Origin of the sequence: Pseudomonas rubra, from assembly GCF_028656935.1 — a bacterium.
In the GTDB taxonomy this organism is placed as follows: domain Bacteria; phylum Pseudomonadota; class Gammaproteobacteria; order Pseudomonadales; family Pseudomonadaceae; genus Aquipseudomonas; species Aquipseudomonas rubra.
In genome coordinates this window covers 56212-76802 of sequence record NZ_JAMDGZ010000044.1, presented here as the reverse complement: position 1 = coordinate 76802, position 20591 = coordinate 56212, and the positions used below count along the sequence as shown (strand labels likewise).

13 protein-coding genes are annotated in these 20591 nt (G+C 62.1%); 8 read left to right on the top strand and 5 right to left on the bottom strand.

What is annotated here, in order from left to right; genetic code table 11:
- The first annotated feature begins 178 nt into the window (after positions 1-178).
- Positions 179-673: a C40 family peptidase gene (locus M5G17_RS19400; RefSeq protein WP_420793333.1), complete on the top strand. Its 495-nt coding sequence runs from the start codon at positions 179-181 to the stop codon at positions 671-673.
- On the opposite strand, the gene M5G17_RS19395 is transcribed toward M5G17_RS19400, so the two are convergent.
- Entirely contained in the window at positions 670-3804 is a 3135-nt protein-coding gene (locus M5G17_RS19395; RefSeq protein WP_273894517.1) for a transglycosylase domain-containing protein, read from the bottom strand. The genes M5G17_RS19400 and M5G17_RS19395 overlap by 4 nt on opposite strands.
- 436 nt (positions 3805-4240) lie before the next feature.
- Between M5G17_RS19395 and M5G17_RS19390 the strand changes: the two genes are divergently transcribed.
- A complete protein-coding gene (locus M5G17_RS19390) occupies positions 4241-5662 on the top strand; it encodes an amino acid permease (protein WP_273894516.1) in 1422 nt (473 codons plus the stop codon).
- A 61-nt stretch (positions 5663-5723) separates the two neighbouring features.
- On the opposite strand, the gene M5G17_RS19385 is transcribed toward M5G17_RS19390, so the two are convergent.
- Positions 5724-6848 (bottom strand): OpgC family protein, encoded by a 1125-nt coding sequence (locus tag M5G17_RS19385; RefSeq protein ID WP_273894515.1) that lies wholly within the window; start codon positions 6846-6848, stop codon positions 5724-5726.
- A 262-nt stretch (positions 6849-7110) separates the two neighbouring features.
- Between M5G17_RS19385 and M5G17_RS19380 the strand changes: the two genes are divergently transcribed.
- The 3 genes from M5G17_RS19380 to M5G17_RS19370 are packed head-to-tail and all read left to right on the top strand — an operon-like array spanning position 7111 to position 9960.
- Complete coding sequence (locus tag M5G17_RS19380) at positions 7111-7485, top strand: GtrA family protein (RefSeq protein WP_273894514.1); 375 nt, start codon at positions 7111-7113, stop codon at positions 7483-7485.
- A complete protein-coding gene (locus M5G17_RS19375) occupies positions 7482-8447 on the top strand; it encodes a glycosyltransferase family 2 protein (protein ID WP_273894513.1) in 966 nt (321 codons plus the stop codon). The genes M5G17_RS19380 and M5G17_RS19375 overlap by 4 nt, the downstream gene beginning before the upstream one ends.
- Positions 8434-9960 (top strand): glucosyltransferase domain-containing protein, encoded by a 1527-nt coding sequence (locus M5G17_RS19370; protein ID WP_273894512.1) that lies wholly within the window; start codon positions 8434-8436, stop codon positions 9958-9960. The genes M5G17_RS19375 and M5G17_RS19370 overlap by 14 nt, the downstream gene beginning before the upstream one ends.
- Here M5G17_RS19370 and M5G17_RS19365 read toward each other — a convergent pair.
- Together M5G17_RS19365 and M5G17_RS19360 are read right to left on the bottom strand one after the other, a co-directional pair.
- Positions 9957-11576, bottom strand: coding sequence for an FMN-binding glutamate synthase family protein (locus M5G17_RS19365; protein WP_273894511.1), 1620 nt, complete (start codon positions 11574-11576; stop codon positions 9957-9959). The two genes, M5G17_RS19370 and M5G17_RS19365, sit on opposite strands and share 4 nt — an antisense overlap.
- Positions 11577-11751: 175 nt before the next feature.
- The gene (locus M5G17_RS19360; protein ID WP_273894510.1) at positions 11752-16029 is read right to left on the bottom strand and encodes a DEAD/DEAH box helicase; all 4278 of its coding nucleotides are present in this window, start codon (positions 16027-16029) and stop codon (positions 11752-11754) included.
- Between the two features lie 118 nt (positions 16030-16147).
- Between M5G17_RS19360 and M5G17_RS19355 the strand changes: the two genes are divergently transcribed.
- Positions 16148-16561, top strand: a complete 414-nt coding sequence (locus tag M5G17_RS19355; RefSeq protein WP_273894509.1) for an NUDIX hydrolase — start codon at positions 16148-16150, stop codon at positions 16559-16561.
- A 22-nt stretch (positions 16562-16583) separates the two neighbouring features.
- Complete coding sequence (locus tag M5G17_RS19350) at positions 16584-17222, top strand: LysE family translocator (protein WP_273894508.1); 639 nt, start codon at positions 16584-16586, stop codon at positions 17220-17222.
- Between the two features lie 3 nt (positions 17223-17225).
- On the opposite strand, the gene metR is transcribed toward M5G17_RS19350, so the two are convergent.
- The gene (metR, locus tag M5G17_RS19345) at positions 17226-18143 is read right to left on the bottom strand and encodes a transcriptional regulator MetR (protein ID WP_130265980.1); all 918 of its coding nucleotides are present in this window, start codon (positions 18141-18143) and stop codon (positions 17226-17228) included.
- Between the two features lie 110 nt (positions 18144-18253).
- Between metR and metE the strand changes: the two genes are divergently transcribed.
- The gene (gene metE / locus M5G17_RS19340; RefSeq protein ID WP_273894507.1) at positions 18254-20563 is read left to right on the top strand and encodes a 5-methyltetrahydropteroyltriglutamate--homocysteine S-methyltransferase; all 2310 of its coding nucleotides are present in this window, start codon (positions 18254-18256) and stop codon (positions 20561-20563) included.
- Positions 20564-20591: the final 28 nt, after the last annotated feature.

Below are 20591 nucleotides of genomic sequence, written 5' to 3'. Positions count from 1 at the left end.
ATATATCGTAAAGCAAGCGTGAGAATAGGAATATTTCTCATGAAGTGCGTAGGAGCAGATGAATTTGTGTAAGAGAGCTTAAGGAATTTCCTACAAACGCCTCAGATTGCCTTGATCTACACACCCGGAAAACGCTCCTAAGATTTGCCACGTTTTTTTCATCTGTGAGTATTTCACCGTGGCACGTTCCATTTTTTTCATCGGGCTGCTCTGGGGCCTGTCATTTTTTGCCCAGGCCACACTCCCGGTTACCAAGAACTCTCGCGAGCACAGTGTGCGGCAAGAGCTCGAAGCCAACCTCGATCGTTTGGTCGAGCGCGCTCACCAACTGATTGGCGTGCCCTACCGTTGGGGCGGCATGTCGGTGAAGGGGGGCTTCGATTGCAGTGGCCTGCTGGTCTACCTGTTCCGTAACGAGGCCGATATCAGGATCCCGCGTACCACCTCGGCGATGCTCAAGTCCGGTGCCCGCACCATCAAGCAGAGCCAGCTCAAGCGCGGAGACGCGGTGTTCTTCAATCGCAATGGGCAGGGGCGGATCGGTCACGTCGGTCTGTATATCGGCGAAGGGCGTTTTATCCATGCCCCTCGGACCGGCAAGCACATCCGTATCGACTCGTTGAAGAACAGCTACTGGAGCAAAAGCTATACGACTGCCAAGCGCTTCCACTAGCGCTGTACCATCCTCGGCGGTTTGCACAGTGTGTGGCTGCCCGGCTCCAGGTAGGGCATAAGGATCGGCGCCATGCCCTTGAGCACCTGCACCGGCAGTGCCGAGGTAAAGCGGAAGGACTCTGCCGCTCGACCGGGTACGAAGGCGGTGAGGGTGCCGAAGTGATTTTCGCCGAGGTAGAACACAAAGGTCGCAGTGCGGTTCAGCGAACGTGAACCGATCAGGCGCCCACCGGCACCGAAGCTTTCGATGCGGTTGTCGCCGGTACCGGTCTTGCCGCCCATCACCAGCGGCGTGCCATCGGCCAGTTTGAAGCTGCCCGACACCCGTCGTGCGGTCCCGGCATCGACCACTTGCGAGAGGGCGCCGCGCAGGGCCCGGGCAACTTCCACCGAGAGCACCCGCTGGCCCAGGTCGGGATCGCTGGTCAGGCGGGTTTCATAGGGTGTTTCGGCGGCGAAGTGCAGGGTATCGATGCGCAGCACCGGCAGACGCACGCCATCGTTCTGAATAATGCCGATCAACTCGGCCAGCGCTGCCGGGCGATCGCCGGAGCTGCCGATGGCGGTGGCTAGCGATGGCACCAGGTGGTCGAATGGATAGCCGACGCGCTTCCAGCGTTGGTGGATATCGAGAAAGGCTTCGATCTCCACCAGGGTCCGGATGCGGCTGTCGCGCGCGCCTTTGTGGCGGCTCTTGAACAGCCAGCCATAGACTTCCTGGCGCTCGAAATGGCTGGCCTGTGCTGCGTCCTGGAAGGTGGCGCTGGGGTGCTGCAGCAGATAGCCAAGCAGCCATAGGTCCAGCGGGTGGACCTTGGCGATAAAGCCTTGGTCAGGCAGGTCATAGGCGCCAGGTCGGTACGCCTCAAACAGCTCTTGCAGGCGTTTCTCGGTCACGGTGTTCTGCTTGGTGGCCGGTGTCTTGTTCTCGACCCGGTCTTTTTTCAGGTGTGCCTGGACAAAGGCATTGAAGGTGGCCTGGTCGGCGTCGGGGAACAGGTAACGGTGTACTGCGGCCAGACGGATCGGTGTGACCCGCAGGCTGTCGAGAAAGGTGTCCAGACGCTGCTGGGAGGTCTTGCGCTGGTACTTCTTCCAGAACCTGCGCATGTAATCGGTGCCTTCCTTGTCGGCAAAACGCGCCAGGTATTCCTGTCGGCGCGGCTCGGCATCGTCCTTGAGCAGGCTGGCACTGTTGCCCGGCTGCTGGTAGGTGCTGTAGCGCACCAGATCGCGCATCAGGCGAATGAACGGCAAGTTGATCGATTCGCGCAGGGCGTCCTTGAGGGTCGGGATGCGGCCGTTGTCTTCCTTGCGAAAGTTGTTGAACACGTGCAGGCCACCGCCCGTGAAGAAGGCTTCGCCGGGGCTGGCCGAGTATTTGCGCTCAAGGGCGGCGTTGAGCATGGCGTTGAGGTCGCGGTCCTTGTTCTGGATCAGGTAGTCGATGGCCCAACGGGTGATGAAGTCCAGTTCCGCCACCTGGACTTTTTTCAGGTCGGCGGCCGGCGTGTTGGCGTACTTGTCGTGCAATTCGCCGATGATTTCCAGGTAGCTGGTCAGCACTCGCAGTTTGGCGGTCGAGCCCAGCTCCAGCTTGCTGCCTTCGTTGATGTCAAACGGCTGGTCGGTGCTGTCGGTCTGCACCCGCACCCGCGAGCCGTCGGCGGTGCGTTCGAGCAGGGTGAAACTGTAGCGCACCTGGGTGGTGCTGGTCGGGGTCAGCAGGCGTTCGCCGTACAGGCCCATTTTCTCGGCAAAGGCCGGGTCAGCGAGGTCTTTGAGGTACTGGCTGATCTGGCCCTGCAGTTGCGACTGCAGGGTGCTGGTGGCCGACAGGTCGAGACGGTCGAGGTCGTACAGCGGTCGGCCGAGGGCTGAAGACAGGCGACTGCGGGCAACGCTGATGCCCTTGTTGGTGACGATGGGCTGTATGGTTGGCTGGGCCACCCAGTCGCGGTAGATGGCTTTGCTGGCCAGGGCGGCGTCAGTCAGTGGCTTGTCGATGATGTTGCTGGCCGAAAGGATGCGGATGTGGCTGTCGGTCAACAGCGCCAGTTCCTCACGGCCCTTGGACAAAAAGTGCGAGGGCCGGCGCTGGGCGATCATCAGCGACAGCACCTGACGCAGGGCCAGGCCGCGGGTGGCGAGGCTGGCGGGGTCATTGTCGGTGGATGACAGGGCCTGGTTGACCTGGGCGAAATCAGCGCCGTACCAGACTCGCAATCCTTCAGCCATGCCATGCACTTCACCATGGCCGGGCACTGCCGACAGCGGCACGCTGTTGAGGTAGTCGCGCACGATACGCTGGCGTGCTTGCAGGGTCTGGGGACCATCCTGATAGGCACGTACGCTGGCGGATATCATTTGGCGGATCTTCTCGCTACCCGAGGCTGTCAGGCCGTCGGGCGAGTGCCGGTACTTTTCCAGTTGGGTCGCCAGGGTACTGCCACCGGCCGACTGGCCAGGCAGGGCGAGGTATTTTGCCACTTGGGTGTAGGCCGCCTTGGCAAAGCGCGGCCAGTCCACCGCAGGGTTGTTCAGCGGGTCATTGGCGTCGAGTAGATCGCGGTTCTCGATGAACAGCAGGCTGTGGACAATGATCGGTGGAATTGAGGCGAAGTCGGGGTACAGGTGCTGCGGGTAATGGAACTGGTACAGCGCGTCACCCTTGCAGTCGGTGATCGACAGGCCTGCCTGAATCTTCTCGGCATAGGGGACGAAGAAACCGTGATCAACGTAGTTCATCAGTGCCGGAGAGAATCGGGTCTGTTCGTTGATCACATAGTCGCGCTTGAGCAGGCGTGGCAGGAACTCACCCAGTGCGCTGTAGCCCAGGCGCTTGTCGAACGGGCCGTCACCAGGGTAGCGGATAGCATCGCTGGGGCCGGGCTGCATGGAATAGCTCAGAGTCGCGGCGAACTGGCTGAACTCTCGTGATTGCAGGCGTGAAGTGTGCATTTCGGTGGTGGCGGCATACCCCAGGGCGATCAGGGCAAGTACCAGCACCAACCAGAACAGCCGCCACCAGAGATGGCGCTGGCGTGGGCTTTTCGGCGATGGCGAAGGTTCGAGGTTTTCAGGGGGAGCGTCCGTACTGTTCGGTTCCGATTGCCACAATGCGCCCATAGTCTTCAGCCCGGCTACGTTTTTCGTCTTGCTTGCCTGAAGCTTAGACGGTGGCCGGGTTTGGTGAAAAATTTGTAGTCAGTTGCCAGATGATTCCTAAAATGGCGTCAGAAATGCTCCTTTAGTGGAGCTTGAATTGCCCCGTTTTGGTGCTATGTTAGCCGCCCTGTTTCCTGCAGAGGCTAAACCACGGGGAATGCCCCTCCGTAGAAGCGGTTATTGCCGAGAGTTCTCGCCAAATATTGCGCCTTATACAGTGGAATGCCCTGCAGGGGCCTTTCTATACTGCTCGCCCCTTTCGCTCTGTCGGTTTTGCATGCCCGGCAGACGGGCCCGCTCACAAGGCGGTGCCCGGCGAGGCAACGCATCCAGCCTATCGGCGATGCCAGGCCTGCACGAATGGTTATATCCAATAACAAAATGAGGTTGTATTTCTATGCCAGTCGGCAACCACCCTGCTCACGGTGAGACCGCCCAAGGCGGCCCACTCAAGCGAGAACTCGGCGAACGTCATATTCGCCTGATGGCGCTGGGCGCCTGTATCGGTGTCGGCCTGTTCCTGGGATCGGCCAAGGCCATCGAAATGGCCGGGCCGGCGATCATGCTGTCCTACATCATTGGCGGTCTGGCGATCCTGGTGATCATGCGTGCCCTCGGCGAAATGGCCGTGCACAATCCAGTTGCCGGCTCGTTCAGCCGTTACGCCCAAGACTATCTCGGCCCATTGGCGGGCTTTCTCACTGGCTGGAACTACTGGTTCCTGTGGCTGGTGACGTGTGTGGCGGAAATCACCGCAGTGGCCATCTACATGGGCATCTGGTTCCCTGAAGTGCCGCGCTGGATCTGGGCCCTGGCAGCCCTGGGCAGCATGGGCGCGATCAACCTGATTGCGGTCAAGGCCTTTGGCGAGTTCGAGTTCTGGTTCGCCCTGATCAAGATCGTCACCATCATTGCCATGGTCCTGGGTGGCGTCGGCATCATCGCCTTTGGTTTTGGTAACGATGGCGTGGCGATGGGCATCTCCAACCTCTGGAGCAACGGCGGCTTCATGCCCAATGGCGTGACCGGCGTGCTGATGTCGCTGCAGATGGTGATGTTCGCTTACCTGGGTGTGGAAATGATCGGCCTGACTGCCGGTGAAGCGCGCAACCCGCAAAAGACCATTCCGCAGGCCATCGGCTCGGTGTTTTGGCGCATCCTGCTGTTCTACGTCGGTGCGCTGTTCGTGATCCTGTCGATCTACCCGTGGAACGAAATCGGCAGCCAGGGCAGCCCGTTCGTGATGACCTTCGAGCGTCTGGGTATCAAGACTGCGGCCGGTATCATCAACTTCGTGGTGATCACCGCTGCATTGTCGTCGTGCAACGGCGGTATCTTCAGTACCGGGCGCATGCTCTACAGCCTGGCGCAGAACGGCCAGGCGCCGGCCACCTTCGCCCGCACCTCGAGCAACGGCGTGCCGCGCAATGCCTTGCTGCTGTCGATTGCAGCCTTGCTGCTGGGCGTGCTGGCCAACTACCTGGTGCCGGAGAAAGTCTTCGTCTGGGTAACCGCGATCGCTACTTTTGGCGCGATCTGGACCTGGGTGATGATCCTCCTGGCCCAGCTGAAATTCCGCGCCGGCCTGAGCAATGCCGAGCGCGATGCACTCAAGTACCGCATGTGGCTATGGCCGCTGAGCTCCTACCTGGCGCTGGCGTTCCTGATCCTGGTGGTCGGCCTGATGGCCTACTTCGAGGAGACCCGCGTAGCCCTGTACATCGGCCCGGCGTTTCTGGTGATGCTGACCGTGCTGTATTACGTGTTCAAGTTGTCGCCAAGCCCTGTGGAGCAGCGCGCTGCAAGTTCGGCGTCCTGATCCTCGCGTGAACAAAAAAAGCCCGTATCCATGGATACGGGCTTTTTTTTGCCTGCGGTTTTCAGGTAGCAACCGCACGCATCGGCTGGGTCAACCGTTTGTTGAAGTCCAGCCAGGCGCCGAGCAGGGCCATGATCGCAACGCCCACCAGCGCGGTGAAGACCTGCACGGCAAAGGCGTCACTGGCCATGGCATTGACCATGTCCGCCAAGGGCGCCAACAACACCCCCAGGCAGAACACTTCAAGGGAGTAGCGGCCCATACGGCAGGTTTGCTGAGCCAGCCAGTTGTGCGTCCAGCCAACGCCCGGCAGCAGTTTGGCGGTGACATAGGCCAGGGCCAGGAAATGCAGCAGGCGTACCGGCGACAGGTCGGTCTTGCTGATCGGGTACAGCAGGTTGCTGAGGCTGGCCGGCATCCACGCATCGTGAATCTCTGGCCAGCGCCAGGACAGGGTAATGATGCCCGCAGCCAGTGAGTAGGCGGCTGCGGCGAGGAACAGTGGCTGACGGCGTAACGGCCGGGTTTGTGCTGGCCGTGCCTGCTGCCCGTACAGCGCTGCGGCGCCGCCAAGCACGAACAGGAACTGCCAGGTCACCGGGTTGAAGTACCACACGCCATCGGAAAAATTCGCCAGGTTCCAACCAAGCTTAGGCGCCACCAGGTACACCGCCATCGACACCCCGACCACGGCCAGGGCGTTGCGCATCAGCAGTGGCAGTACCAGCGCCAAGCCAGCCAGCAGCACGATATACAGCGGCAGCGGGTCCATCAGGTTGGGCTTGAAGCGCAGCAGCAGCTCGTCGGTCAGCGCCTGCTGGGGGTTGGTGATGAAATGGGTGAGGCCCATTTCCTGGACCAGGTCGCGGGTCTGCACATGGCTGTTGGCGAAGAACACGATGCCCATCAGCATCGCCAACAGGAAAATATGTACCACATACAACACCCAGGTACGGCGCAGGATCTTCACACAGGCGATCAGGTAACCATCGCGTTGCAGGACCTTGCCATAGGCCAGGACCGCAGCGTAGCCGGCGAGGAATACGAACACTTCCGCAGCATCGCTGAAACCGATGTTACGCAGGGTGATCTGGCCCAAAGGGTTGTGGGGGACGTGATCCCAGAAGATGAAGATCAACGCCAGGCCTCGAAAGAAATCGATGCGCGGGTCGCGTCCGTTAAGCATGGCAGCGGGCTCTTGAACAGTTGATTTAGTAGTGACCTGCAGACGACGGTAATCGCTCGTGCCGCGCGTCGGGCGGGGGCAGGGTGGAGGTATTTGGCCATAATTGCAAAAGTTGCTTATTACCGGATATCTCGAATCGGCCCTGGGCTGCAAACCGTTGGTCGCAAATGGGCCACCCCTGCCGATTCTCCCAGTAGACGAACCGCTGTCGACGTGGCCTGCTTAAATTAAACCGCATCAGGCAAAGAGGCGCGACGCGGAAATGGCCAACATCTGGAAAGGATTTTCCACCTACAGCGTGATTGGCATTGCCAATACCCTGGTGCATTGGCAGCTTTTTTTCGTCCTTCGGGTAGCGTTCGACCTGAGCCAGGCCCTGAGTAATCTGCTGGCATTCTGTGTAGCCGCGACCCTTTCCTACACTGTTAATGCTCTCTACACCTTTGCTGTGCCGCCCTCGATCGGGCGCTACCTGCTGTTCATGCTGTGCCTGGGCTCTGTCAGCCTGGCGGTTGGCTGGCTGGGCGATCATTGGCGGTTGCACGGGTTGATCACCGTCGTGAGCTTTTCCCTGATCAGCCTGACCTGCGGCTTCTTGCTGGCCAAATGGGTGGTATTTCGCGGGTCCGAGCCATGAAAGTTTCACTTATCGTGCCGGTGTTCAACGAAGAACAGGCGGTCAGGCTGTTCTACCAGACCGTGCGCCAGGAACCCTCGTTGCAAGCCCACTGCATTGAGATCGTCTTCATCAATGACGGCAGCAGTGACCGCACGGCAGAGGTCGCACGCTCGCTCGCGCTGGCGGACAGTGAGGTGGTGCTGATCAATTTCTCGCGCAACTTCGGCAAGGAACCCGCGCTGTTCGCCGGCCTGGAGTACGCCAGCGGCGATGCAGTGGTGCCCATGGACGTTGACCTGCAGGACCCGGTGGCGGTGGTCGCGCAGTTGATCGATGCATGGCAAGACGGCGCCGATGTGGTCCTGGCCAAACGCCGGGACCGCACCAGTGATGGCTACCTCAAGCGCCGCAGTGCTTCGTTGTTTTATCGCCTGCTCAATCGTATCGCCTACACCCATATTGAAGAAAACGTCGGCGATTTCCGCTTGATGGACCGTAAGGTTGTGGACGTAATCAAGACCCTGCCGGAACAACAGTTGTTCATGAAAGGGGTGCTGTCGTGGGCGGGATTCAACGTTGCCATCGTCGAGTACGACCGCGCACCGAGGGCCGTGGGGCGTAGCAAGTTCAACGCCTGGCGCCTGTGGAACCTGGCACTGGACGGCATTACCTCGTTCAGCACTTGGCCCTTGCGCCTGTGGAGTTACGTCGGTGCGTTCATCTCGTTGTTGGCTTTGCTGTATGCCGCGTACCTGGTACTGGACAAGATCCTGTTCGGCAATGATGTGCCCGGGTATCCGTCGTTGATGACGGCAATTCTGTTCCTGGGTGGGGTGCAACTGATCGGCATTGGCATATTGGGGGAGTATGTCGGCCGAATCTATATGGAGGCCAAGCATCGACCCCGGTATGTGGTGAAGGAGATCGTCAAGGCCAATACCACGCGCTATCGCAAGGAGTCCAAGCGTGCCGGGGAATGAACGAGTATTGAGCCCTGCACAGGTGTTGGCGTTTTTTGCCGTTCTGTGCCTGGTTTACGTGTTCCCCATTGTTCACGCCGATTATGCCTATGTGGATGATAACTGGCGGGCATTGCTCCAGGCCCAGGACGCCTGGCGCAATCAAGGCAGGATCCTGCTTGAGTGGCTGTACAAAATGCTGACCTTTAGCCAGGCAACGATAAATATCTTCCCACTGCCCTTGTTGATCAGCATTTTCGCCCTGGCCCTGGCCATGTCGCGTCTGACGTTCTGGCTGTTTCCGCGCCCCGGTATTACCAGCTGCCTGGTGATTCTACCGGTGTTATGCAACCCGTTTTTCCTCGGCAACCTGACCTATCAATACGATGGTCCTGGGATGGTGCTGGCGCAGGTTGCGGTCATCTACGCAATCACCTGCCGGATTGAACCGCGCGCTGTTCGCGGGTTGCTGGTGGCCTTGTTGATTGCTGCAACGCTGAGCCTTTATCAGCTGACCATCAGTCTGTTTATCGGCTTGAGCATTGTCGAATTTGTCCGTGGCATAAAAGACAAGGTCGCGCTCCGGGCATTGCTGGTGGTGCTCGTGGAGCGGGTCGTGCAACTTGTAGCGGGCGGCCTCATTTATTTTTTCAGCGCTTACCAACTGGCTGTCGATACCCGCGGCAGCCGCCTGCCATTTGATCAGCAGTGGTTGGAGGTGGTGTGGCAGAAGTTCTGCTTCTCGATGCAGATGCTGGGTGTGCTGGGCGCCTCAGCGGGCACTGTGCTGACGGTTGCCCTGCTGTTGGGGGCAGGTGCCGGTTTCATGATGCTCATGACCAACATTTGCCAGATACATGGGCGGCCAGCAGGCAAGCTTGGCGTTGCGCTGCTGTACCTGCTCAGCCTGGTAGCTTTGGCCTGGAGCGTGCCGGGCATGATGCTGTTTCTTTCCGAGCCCAACCTTGAAGCCAGGAACTTCATCGGCTTTTCGGCCGTTTTGCTGTTGCTGTTCTATCTCAATCACCAGTTGCTCGGGCGGATCTGGCCGGGTTTGCGCTGGCTGTTGCTCATGCCAACGCTGTTCATGTTTACCTTCAGCTATGCCTATGGGCAGGTGATCATTGCCAAGAAAGAGCTCGAGTCAGCCATGGCGTACTACATTGCCAATGACCTGGTATCACGCACTGAGCTGCGCGGCGTAAACACCTACACCTACCTGAGGGCGCCGGGTGATGGTAACTGGTTGCCCAGGGGCCATGGTGCCATGACCCATATGCCGCTACTCAGATACATCCTCAGTGGCTCGAACTCGGTGCTGCATGCCCAGTTTTTACCTCGCCTGGGGATCAACAATGTCATTGGCGGCGAGCCTGCAGTCTTTGACCGGTTGGTGGCGCAAGGAGACGTGGGCGAGCCGCTGGTGGACAACAAGTTCTATTCGATCTACGTCAGCGGCGCGCAGGGCTTCATTGTCATGAAGCCCATACAGGACGATGAAAACTACAACCACAACTGGCCCCGCGTCCCTTAGGCCGCTGCCACCTCCTGTGGCTCGAAACTGTCTGCGCGCGCCATTTGCCACATCCGCGAGTAGAACTCGCCATTGACCTCGCCGCTGAGCAACTCACCGGGTTTAAGGAACACATGCATCTGCGAGAACAGCTTGATCTCGGTGGCGGAAATGCGCCGCACCAGATGCTTGGCTTGCAGTTGAGAGGGGTGTTCGAGGCCGGCAGCGGCGAGCATTTCGGCCAGGGCCTTGAGGGTGTTGTGGTGGAAGTTGAGCACTCGCTGGGCTTTGTCGGGCACCACCAGGGCGCGCTGGCGCAGCGGGTCCTGGGTGGCGACGCCGGTCGGGCATTTGTTGGTGTGGCAGCTCTGCGACTGGATGCAACCGATGGCGAACATGAAGCCGCGCGCCGAGTTGGCCCAGTCGGCGCCGATGGCCAGCACGCTGGCGATGTCGAAGGCGCTGACGATCTTGCCGCTGGCGCCGAGCTTGATCTTGTCGCGCAGGTTCAGGCCCACCAGGGTGTTGTGCACGAACAGCAGGCCTTCGCGTAGCGGCACGCCGATATGGTCGGTGAACTCGACGGGCGCAGCGCCGGTGCCGCCTTCCTTGCCGTCGACGACGATGAAGTCGGGGAGGATACCGGTCTCGAGCATGGCCTTGGCAATGCCCATGAATTCCCAGGGGTGGCCGAGGCAGAATTTGAAGCCCACCGGTTTACCGCCAGACAGCTCACGCAGTTGGGCGATGAACTGCATCATTTCGATCGGGGTAGAGAAGGCGCTATGACGTGACGGCGAGATGCAGTCTTCGCCCATCATCACGCCGCGGGTCTCGGCAATTTCGCGGGTGACTTTGTGCTTGGGCAGGATGCCGCCGTGGCCGGGTTTGGCGCCTTGGCTCATCTTGATCTCGATCATGCGTACCTGCGGGGTGCGCGCCTGTTCGGCAAAGCGCTCGGGGTCAAAGCGCCCATCCGCGGTGCGGCAGCCGAAATAGCCGCTGCCCAGCTCCCAGGTCAGGTCGCCACCGTGCTCGCGGTGATAGGGGCTGATGCTGCCTTCACCAGTGTCATGGGCGAAGTTGCCCAGCTTGGCCCCCTCGTTGAGGGCGCGGATGGCATTGGCGCTGAGCGAGCCGAAGCTCATGGCCGAGATGTTGAACACTGACGCCGAGTAGGGTTGGCTACACTGCGGGCCACCGACGATGACCCGAAAACCCGCCGGGTCGCTCAGCGGCGCCGGGCGCATGGAGTGGCCGATGAACTCGAAACCGGACTGGTACACGTCGATCAACGTACCAAAGGGTTTGTCCGAAGCTTCGTTCTTGGCCCGCGCATAAACCAGCGAGCGCTGGGCCCGGGAAAACGGCAGGGCGTCGCTGTCGGCTTCGAGCAGGTACTGGCGGATTTCCGGGCGAATGCCTTCGACCAGGTAGCGGATGTTGCCAAGGATCGGGTAGTTGCGGCGTACCGCGTGTCGGCTTTGCAGCAGGTCGCCCAGGCCAATCAGGCTGAGCACGGCGGTGACCAGGGTGAAGGGCCACAGCCATTCGTGGTGGAGAAAGGGCAGGCTGGCCAGGGTGAACAGCACACAGGCAGCGAAGAAGGCGTAGCGGCTGAGAAGTGACAGGCTCATACGGTTTCCTTGCGATGGCACGGTCAGGCTCAGGGCCTGGAAAACCCCGACCTTAGCCCGGTTGGGGTTTCAAGCGCCAGCCCGCAGCGCACAAGGGCTGCAAGCTTCATCTTGGAATCGAAAATCATTTGTATTGGCGGCTATGCATGGCGCCGTCTGTGCACCAAACGTCAGGTCAGCTAACCAGGGCAGCATCGCGGATCAGGCGGTTGCGCCACTCGCCCTGGCGCGTTAGTTCATCGTCAGGGTGGTACTGGACCTTGCCGGCAATAAGCGTCGCCACTGGCACACCGTCGAGATAGAGCAGGCGGTTGCCGCTGACGGCGGGGACTTTACTGCCTGGCAGCAGGCTGCCGACCAGGTTCAGCGGATCGCTGGCACTGATCGCGACCAAGCTGCCATCCAGCGGTCGCCGGCGTACTTCACGCAGCAGCGCCACGGCCTCGGGCAGGGCGAATTGTTCGCCGGCCAGGCCGCTGATAAAGCGCCCGCCACGGATTTCGCCACGGGCTTCCAGGCGGTGGTAGCAACGCAGCAGTTCGCGCCAGCTGGGCAGCCAGTCGGCCTCGCGCTCCAGCAAGCGCCAACAGATCACGCCGTAGCGGCGCAGCAAGGTGCGGGCAATGTGTTCAAGGTCTTCGTCGCGCTGGTCGCCGGGCTTGCGCAGCAGGGCCCAGCGTCCGGCGTCTTGCATGCCGCCGAGCAATGGCCCGCGACCGCGCCGCTGGCGCTTGCTCGCCGGGGTGATCAACACGCGCAGGCCGGCAAAACTGTCAGCGCTGATCAAGCCGGCGGCCACCAGTTCCTGCAGGGCGTTTTCCAGCTCGCTGGGCAGCAGGTGGGCGTCGTGCAGCAGCTCGTCGAAGAACGAGGCGCCCTGATCGCTGAGCACGCCATGCACACGTTGGGCGCGCAGGCTCAGCTCACCGGACTCCAGCGCCGGCCCCAGGGTACGCCACAGGCCCAGGCGCCCCCGTGGCAGCAGCACCAGCGGCGTGCTGCGCAAGGTGCTGCTCGCCGTACTCGGCGCCAGGCGTGCCCAGGCGTACTTGCCGGCGCGGCAGGCTTCGTCAAGCCAGCGCGGGCTGTAGTCCTTGAGCCGGGTCGGCAGCAGGTCGCTTTCCCAGGCGCCGGCCGCCGCCGGGTACCCTTCGAACTGATCGAGAACAGCGCTCAGTGCGGCCTGGCCTTGCAGGCGGGCGTTGGGCGACAGGTGCTGCCAGTCGAACAGAAAGCGCATGAAGTCCTGCAGGCTGACCGGCTCGATTTCCCGGTGCAGGCGCTTGATGGTGTAGCGATGAATACGTGCCAGCAGGTGTCGCTCGCACCATTGCAGCACTTGCTCGCCCAGTTGAAAGTAGCCACGCATGACGTAGCCTTCGCCTTCCAGGCGGGCCAGGGCCTGTTCAACGGCGCTGGCCGGCAGTTGCAGCGGCGCGGCAATCTGTTCGCAGGTCAGCGGGCCGAAGCCGCTCAGGCGCGCACGCAGCAGCTCGACCAGCGCCGCATCGGCGTCGATGGCTTGATCAAAGCCGGGCAGGGCGGCGAGCTCGGGTGTGAGGGGCGCTTGCCGGTACAGGGCGCGCAGCAGCACCAGGCGTTCGCGGGCCAGCCACAGCGCCTGGTCGCCGGCCAGTTGCAGGCGGCAGGCGCGGCCTTGCCTGGCCAGCGTCTCCAGCCAATCCTGCCAGCCTTCATTGGCCTGGGCTTCGGTCTGGCTGATGCAGGCCAGGCTCATCAAGGCCTCGTGCATTTCATCGCTGCGGGTTGGCGTCGGCCAGGCTTCGGCCTGTACAGCAGCGATGGCTTGCGGGTCTAGTGCACCCAGATCATCAACGCTCTGCACTTGGTTCCAGCGGCGATTGAGCACGGCCTGGGTACGTCGTTCTTCAAGCGGTGCATCGTCGAGGAAGGTGTAGGGACGGGCGTTGAGAATGGCCGAGGCCAGCGGCGAAGGTGCCGGCAGGTCACGGGCAACCAGGGTGATTTGACCTTGCTCGATACGCCGCAGCAGTGCCAGCCAGCCTTCGCTGTCCATGGCCTCGTGCAGGCAGTCGTCGAGGGTTTGCTCAACCAGTGGATGATCGGGAATCTGCCGCTCGCCAGCGAGGTTTTCCAGGCAGGCGATCTGGTCGGGGAACACCGCGGCAATCAGGTCCTCGCTTTTCATCCGCTGGATCTGCGGTGCCACTTTGCGCCCGCCGACGAAGCGCGGCAAGGCCAGCGCGGTAGATGCGTTCCAGCGCCAGCGTACGCCAAACAGCGGCGCATCGAGCAACGCCTGGATCAGCACCGCCTCGGCCTTGTTGCTGGGCAGGTAACGCCAGACTTCGTCCAGGGCAAAACTGTGGCTGGCCGACAGTGACAGGACAATCGCGTCTTCGCTGGCCGCAGCCTGTAATTCGAAGTTGAAGGTGCGGCAGAAACGCTTGCGCAAGGCCAGGCCCCAGGCGCGGTTGATGCGGCTGCCGAAGGGTGAGTGGATGATCAGCTGGGTGCCACCGGGCTCGTCGAAAAAGCGCTCCATTATCAAGGTTTGCTGCGAGGGCAGGGCGCCAAGCACCTGACGGGTGTGGGCGAGATACTCAAGCAACTGTTCGGCGCTGTCCTGGCACAGGCCCAATTCTGCCGTGAGCCAGTGGAGCAGCGCGTGTTGCTGGCCATCGCTTGCACTCAAGCGCCGGTCGATTTCACCTTGCAGGCGCGCCACACCTGCGGACAGTTCATCGCTGCGCCCCGGTGCCTCGCCGAGCCAGAACGGGATGTTTGGTGGCAGGCCCTTGGCATCCTCGACCCGCACCCGGCCGCTTTCCACCCGCAGGATGCGGTAGGAAGTATTGCCCAGCTGGAAGACATCGCCGGCGATGCTTTCTACTGCGAAGTCTTCGTTGACGCTGCCAATGTTCAGGCTTTGCGGTTCGAGGATTACCGCGTAGTCGGCGTTGTCGGGAATGGTGCCGCCGCTGGTCAATGCTGTCAGCTGGGCGCCACGGCGCCCGCGCAAGGTAGCGTTGACCGCGTCACGGTGCAGGTAGGCGCTGCGGATGCCCTGGCGGCCATTGAACCCTTCGCCGAGCATGCGCAACAGCGCCAGGTAGTGGCCCTGGTCCAGCCCCGCATAGGGCGTGGCCCGGCGCAGGCAGTCGAACAATGCCTGCTCGTGCCACTCCTGGCTGCTGACTTCGGCGACTATCTGTTGAGCCAGGACATCCAGCGGTGCCACTGGCACGTGCAAACGGTCCAGCTCGCCACGGCGCACGCAATCGAGCAACGCCGCGCATTCGATCAGGTCGTCGCGCGACAGTGGGAACAGCCGGCCTTTGGGTGTGCCCTCGACCTGGTGCCCGGAGCGCCCGACCCTTTGCAAAAAAGCGGCGATCGAGCCGGGTGAGCCGATCTGGCAGACCAGCTCGACTTCACCGATATCGATGCCCAGCTCCAGCGAGGCGGTGGCCACCAGCACTTGCAACTCACCGCGTTTGAGCCGTTGCTCGGCGTCCAGGCGGTACTCCTTGGCCAGGCTGCCGTGGTGCGCGGCCACCGCGTCATGACCCAGGCGCTCGCTCAAGTGGCGGGTCAGACGCTCGGCCAGGCGCCGGGTGTTGACGAACACCAGCGTGGTGCGGTGCTCGCGGGCCAGGGCCGCCAGGCGGTCATAAACCAGGCCCCAGACATCTGTGGCCATCACTGCCCCCAGCGGCACTGGCGGAACTTCCAGGCCCAGGTCGCGGGGGCGGGCATGGCCGATATCGACAACCGCGCACGCGCGTCCCAGGCCCACCAGAAACTGCGCCACCCGTTCGACCGGGCGCTGGGTGGCCGACAGGCCAATTCGCCTCAGTGGCCGCCCGCACAGTGCCTCCAGGCGCTCCAGGCTCAGGGCCAGGTGACTGCCGCGCTTGTTGCCGGCCAGGGCGTGGATCTCATCGACGATCACCGTGTGTACGCAGGCCAGGCCCCGGCGGCCGGATGCCGAGCCGAGCAACACATACAGCGATTCGGGGGTGGTGACCAGAATGTGCGGCGCCTGACGGCGCATCGCCGTGCGTTCCTTCTGCGGGGTGTCGCCGCTGCGTACCGCCGTGCGGATGTGCAGTGGTTCAAGGCCTTGTTCGGCCAGCAGCGCATTGATCCCGGCCAGCGGTGCCTGCAGGTTGATCTGGATATCGTTGGACAGCGCCTTGAGCGGCGAGACGTAGACCACTTGGGTCTGGTCCGGCAGTTGCCCGGTCGCTAGTCCCTGAGTGAACAACTCATCGAGGATCGCCAGGAAAGCGGTCAGGGTTTTGCCTGAACCGGTAGGGGCGGCGACCAGCAAGGATTGGCCACTGCGAATCAACGGCCAGGCCCGGGCCTGGGCGGCGGTGACCGTCGGGAACTGGCGCTGGAACCAGGTACGGACTGCTGGGTGGAAGGCGTCCAGTTCCGGGTGCTTGAGGGCGGGGAGGTTCATGGGCTGTTTATGCGGCCAATGGCGCGGGCTTGCAAGGGACGTTCGTCAGCCCGCTCCAACATTGAAAGGCCACCACCAACATGTGATCCTTGCGCGCTTTCCCGTTAACGAGCATCCCATGAGCAAAACCATTCGCATCGCCGCCGCCCTTCTGCTCGACCCGCAAGGCCGTACCCTGCTGGTACGCAAGCGCGGTACCCAGGCGTTCATGCAGCCTGGCGGCAAGATCGAGGCCGACGAGCCGCCGGTTACCGCCCTGGCCCGTGAGCTGTTCGAAGAGCTGGGCCTGGCGATCGAGGCGCAAGACGCCGAGTTTCTTGGCCAGTTCAGTGCCCCGGCCGCCAACGAGCCAGGTTTTGTCGTCCAGGCCGAGATTTTCAAAGTGCACACCGCCATGCCGGTCGAACCCGCAGCGGAAATCGAAGAAGTGGTGTGGGTCTCGGCCCGCAAGCCGCTGACCCTGGAGCTGGCGCCGCTGACACGGGACTTGATTCTGCCCCTGTATCGGCAGTTAACTACCACCCCCGCCTGATCGCACTTGCAAAGGAATGCCGATGATCCCTACCCATGAATGGTTGCTGTTTATTGGTGCTGCGCTGCTGATGGTCCTGACCCCGGGGCCGAACATGATCTACCTGATTTCCCGCTCGATCTGCCAGGGCCGCATGGCCGGGGTAACGTCGTTGCTGGGGGTAGTCGGCGGTTTTCTGGTGCACATGACGGCCGCAGCCATTGGCCTGACGGCCTTGTTCATGGCCGTACCGCTGGCTTACGACCTGCTCAAGTGGGCCGGTGCCGGTTACCTGCTGTGGCTGGCCTGGCAGGCGGTCAAACCCGGTGCCCGTTCGCCGTTCGAGCCGCGCGAGCTGGCACCGGACTCGCCGCACAAGCTGGTACTCATGGGCTTTCTGACCAGCGTGCTCAACCCCAAGGTGGCGGTGTTCTATCTCTCGGTGCTGCCGCAGTTCGTTTCGCCGGAGAACGGCTCGGTGCTGGTCCAGAGCCTGGCCTTGGGCCTGACTCAGATCGCCGTGAGTTTCTCGGTCAATCTGCTGATCGCCCTGTTCGCCGCCGGCATCGCCGGTTGGTTCGTGCGCTACCCGCTGTGGCTGATGCTGCAACGCTATGTGATGGGCTTCGTCCTGGCCGGCTTGGCGCTGCGCCTGGTGCAGGAGCAGCGCCGGGCCGTGTAAGGCTCAGCGTACTGCGCTGACGCCGTCGAGGGTGGAGAACGACGTGTCCTTGGCGGTCAGCAAAAAGTCGCGCATGTACGGCGCATCGAGCATATCGGTGCGTACCGCCGCATACAGCGTGGCAAACAGGCCTTTCTCACCCAGGCGCTTGGCCTTCACATAACCGCGCGAGCTGTACTCGTGCAGGGCCCAGTGCGGCATGCCGCACACGCCGCGACCGCTGGCCACCAGTTGCATCATCATCACCGTCAGCTCTGCTGTGCGTACGTGCGCAGGCTCCACATCGGCCGGCTCCAGGAAACGGGTGAAGATATCCAGGCGGTCGCGCTCCACCGGGTAGGTGATCAGGGTTTCGCTGGCCAGGTCTTCGGGCACCATATACGGCTTGTGCGCCAGCGGATGCTGGTTGGCCACGGCGAGCATCGCTTCGTAGGTGAACAGCGGCACGTAGGTGATGCCGCTGAGTTCCAGTGGATCGGAGGTCACTACCAGGTCAAGGTCGCCACGGGCCAGCGCTGGCAGCGGGGCAAAGGCAAAACCCGAGGCCAGGTCGAGTTCGACTTCCGGCCAGGCGTTGCGGAACTGATCGATGGTTGGCATCAGCCACTGGAAGCAGCTGTGGCATTCGATCGCCATGTGCAGGCGCCCGGCAGTACCACCGGCCAGGCGGGCGATGTCGCGCTCGGCGCCACGCAGCAGCGGCAAGGTGGCATCGGCCAGTTGCAGCAGGCGCAGGCCGGCACTGGTGAAGCGGATCGGCTTGGTCTTGCGCATGAACAGCTGCATGCCCAGGCGCTCCTCCAGCTCCTTGAACTGATGGGACAGTGCCGACTGGGTCAGGTGCAGACGCTCGGCAGCCTCCACCAGGCTGTCGGCTTCGCGCAGGGCATGCAGGGTTTTCAGGTGGCGAATTTCCAGCACCGCAGGGCTCCATGAATAAATTTTGAGATGAACACGAATTTATTGAGTTTGTCTCATGTTGTTCCAGCTGTCGACAATAGCGTCATCTTTTACAGGGAGGACGTTTTGTCATGGCACTGGCCCACAACCTTGGTTTCCCGCGCATCGGCGCTGACCGCGAACTGAAAAAAGCCCAAGAAGCCTACTGGAAAGGTGATCTCGATCAGGTCGGCCTTGAAGCCGTTGGCCGTGCACTGCGCGCCCGCCACTGGCAGTTGCAAAAAGACGCCGGCATCGAGCTGCTGCCGGTTGGTGACTTCGCCTGGTACGACCAGGTACTGAGCCATTCGCTAGCCTTCGGTGCCATCCCCGAGCGTTTTGCCAGTGCCCTGGGCAGCAATGGCCTGCCGACCCTCGATACCCTGTTTGCCATGGCCCGCGGCGCCAGCACCTGCTGTGGCGGCGCTCATGCGCAAACCCAGTATGCCCAAGAGCTGACCAAGTGGTTCGACACCAACTACCACTACCTGGTCCCGGAGTTCAGTGCCGACCAGCGTTTTGTCCTCAGTTGGGATCAGCTATTCGACGAAGTCGCTGAAGCCCGGGCCCTGGGTCATGCGGTCAAACCGGTGCTGATCGGCCCGCTGACCTACCTGTGGCTGGGCAAGGTCAAGGGCGACGAATTCGACAAGCTCGACCTGCTCGAGCGCCTGCTGCCGGTCTATGGCGAAATCCTCAGCCGCCTGTCGCGCCAGGGCGTGGAATGGGTACAGATCGACGAGCCGATCCTTGGCCTGGACCTGCCTCAAGAATGGAGGAACGCCTTCGAGCGCGCCTATCACATCCTCCAGTACTCACCGCTCAAGAAGCTGGTTGCTACCTACTTCAGCGGCCTGGAAGACAACTTGGGTCTGGCCGTCGGCCTGCCGGTGGATGGCCTGCACATCGACCTGGTGCGCGCAGCGGAGCAACTGCCAGCGGTGCTCGATCGTCTGCCGACCTACAAAGTGCTGTCGTTGGGTGTGGTCAACGGCCGCAACGTCTGGCGCTGCGACCTGGACCAGGCGCTGGAACAGCTGCAGCAGGCCCAGCAACGTTTCGGTGCCAACCTGTGGGTCGCCGGCTCTTGTTCGCTGTTGCACAGCCCAGTGGACCTTGGCCGTGAAGACAAGCTCGACGCCGAATTGAAAAGCTGGCTGGCCTTTGCTGTGCAGAAGTGCGAAGAAATCGCCGTGCTGGCCAAGGCCCTGGATACCCCGCATTTGCCGGCGGTACAGAACGCCTTGAGCAACAGCCGCGCAGTACACAAGCGCCGTGCCGAGTCGCCACGCATTCACAAACCGCAGGTTCAGGCCCGTCTGGCGGCGGTTACTGCTGCCGATAGCCGGCGCCAGTCAGCCTTTGCCCAGCGTATTGAGGTTCAGCGCCAGCGCTTGCAACTGCCGGCCTTCCCGACCACCACCATCGGCTCGTTCCCGCAGACTTCGGCGATCCGCCTGGCGCGCCAGGCCTACAAGCAAGGCAAGCTGTCGGCCAACGACTACACCGACGCCATGCACAGCGAGATCCGCCATGCCGTGCAGGTGCAGGAGCGCCTGGGCCTGGACGTGCTGGTGCACGGCGAGGCCGAGCGTAACGACATGGTCGAATACTTTGCCGAGCAATTGGACGGCTACGCCTTCACCCGTTTTGGCTGGGTCCAGAGTTACGGTTCGCGCTGCGTCAAACCTGCGATTATCTACGGCGACCTGAGCCGCCCGCAGGCCATGACCGTGGCCTGGATCGAATATGCCCAGACGCTGACCAACAAGGTCATGAAAGGCATGCTGACGGGCCCGGTGACCATGCTGATGTGGTCCTTCCCCCGTGAAGACGTGTCGCGCAGGGTTCAGGCCGAGCAACTGGCCCTGGCCATTCGCGACGAAGTGCAGGACCTGGAAGCCGCCGGCATCAAGATCGTGCAGATCGACGAAGCCGCGTTCCGCGAGGGCTTGCCGCTGCGTCGGGCGCAATGGCAGGAGTACCTGGACTGGGCGGTTGAGGCTTTCCGCCTGTGCGCAAGTGGCGTGCGCGACGAAACCCAGATCCATACCCACATGTGCTACAGCGAGTTCAACGATGTGATCCAAGCCATCGCCGCCATGGATGCCGACGTCATCACCATCGAGACTTCACGCTCGGACATGGAGTTGCTGGAAGCCTTCAAAGCCTTCGACTACCCCAACGATATTGGCCCGGGTGTCTATGACATCCACTCCCCGCGAGTGCCAGACACCGCAGAGATGGTCGCGCTGATGCGCAAAGCGGCCGCGCGAGTGCCCGCTGAGCGTTTGTGGGTCAACCCCGATTGCGGCCTGAAAACCCGCGCCTGGCCGGAAACCGAGGCCGCGTTGGTCAACCTGGTGGCGGCGGCGCGGCAGTTACGGGCGGAACTGGCGTAAGGAGAAACTCGGCGAGCCAGGACGGCTC

Coding starts and splice junctions, on each gene's coding strand:
- M5G17_RS19395 (WP_273894517.1), bottom strand. CDS start 3,804: ATGGGCGCATTGTGGCAATCGGAACCGAACAGTACGGACGCTCCCCCT.
- M5G17_RS19390 (WP_273894516.1), top strand. CDS start 4,241: ATGCCAGTCGGCAACCACCCTGCTCACGGTGAGACCGCCCAAGGCGGC.
- M5G17_RS19385 (WP_273894515.1), bottom strand. CDS start 6,848: ATGCTTAACGGACGCGACCCGCGCATCGATTTCTTTCGAGGCCTGGCG.
- M5G17_RS19380 (WP_273894514.1), top strand. CDS start 7,111: ATGGCCAACATCTGGAAAGGATTTTCCACCTACAGCGTGATTGGCATT.
- M5G17_RS19375 (WP_273894513.1), top strand. CDS start 7,482: ATGAAAGTTTCACTTATCGTGCCGGTGTTCAACGAAGAACAGGCGGTC.
- M5G17_RS19365 (WP_273894511.1), bottom strand. CDS start 11,576: ATGAGCCTGTCACTTCTCAGCCGCTACGCCTTCTTCGCTGCCTGTGTG.
- M5G17_RS19360 (WP_273894510.1), bottom strand. CDS start 16,029: ATGAACCTCCCCGCCCTCAAGCACCCGGAACTGGACGCCTTCCACCCA.
- M5G17_RS19355 (WP_273894509.1), top strand. CDS start 16,148: ATGAGCAAAACCATTCGCATCGCCGCCGCCCTTCTGCTCGACCCGCAA.
- M5G17_RS19350 (WP_273894508.1), top strand. CDS start 16,584: ATGATCCCTACCCATGAATGGTTGCTGTTTATTGGTGCTGCGCTGCTG.
- metE (WP_273894507.1), top strand. CDS start 18,254: ATGGCACTGGCCCACAACCTTGGTTTCCCGCGCATCGGCGCTGACCGC.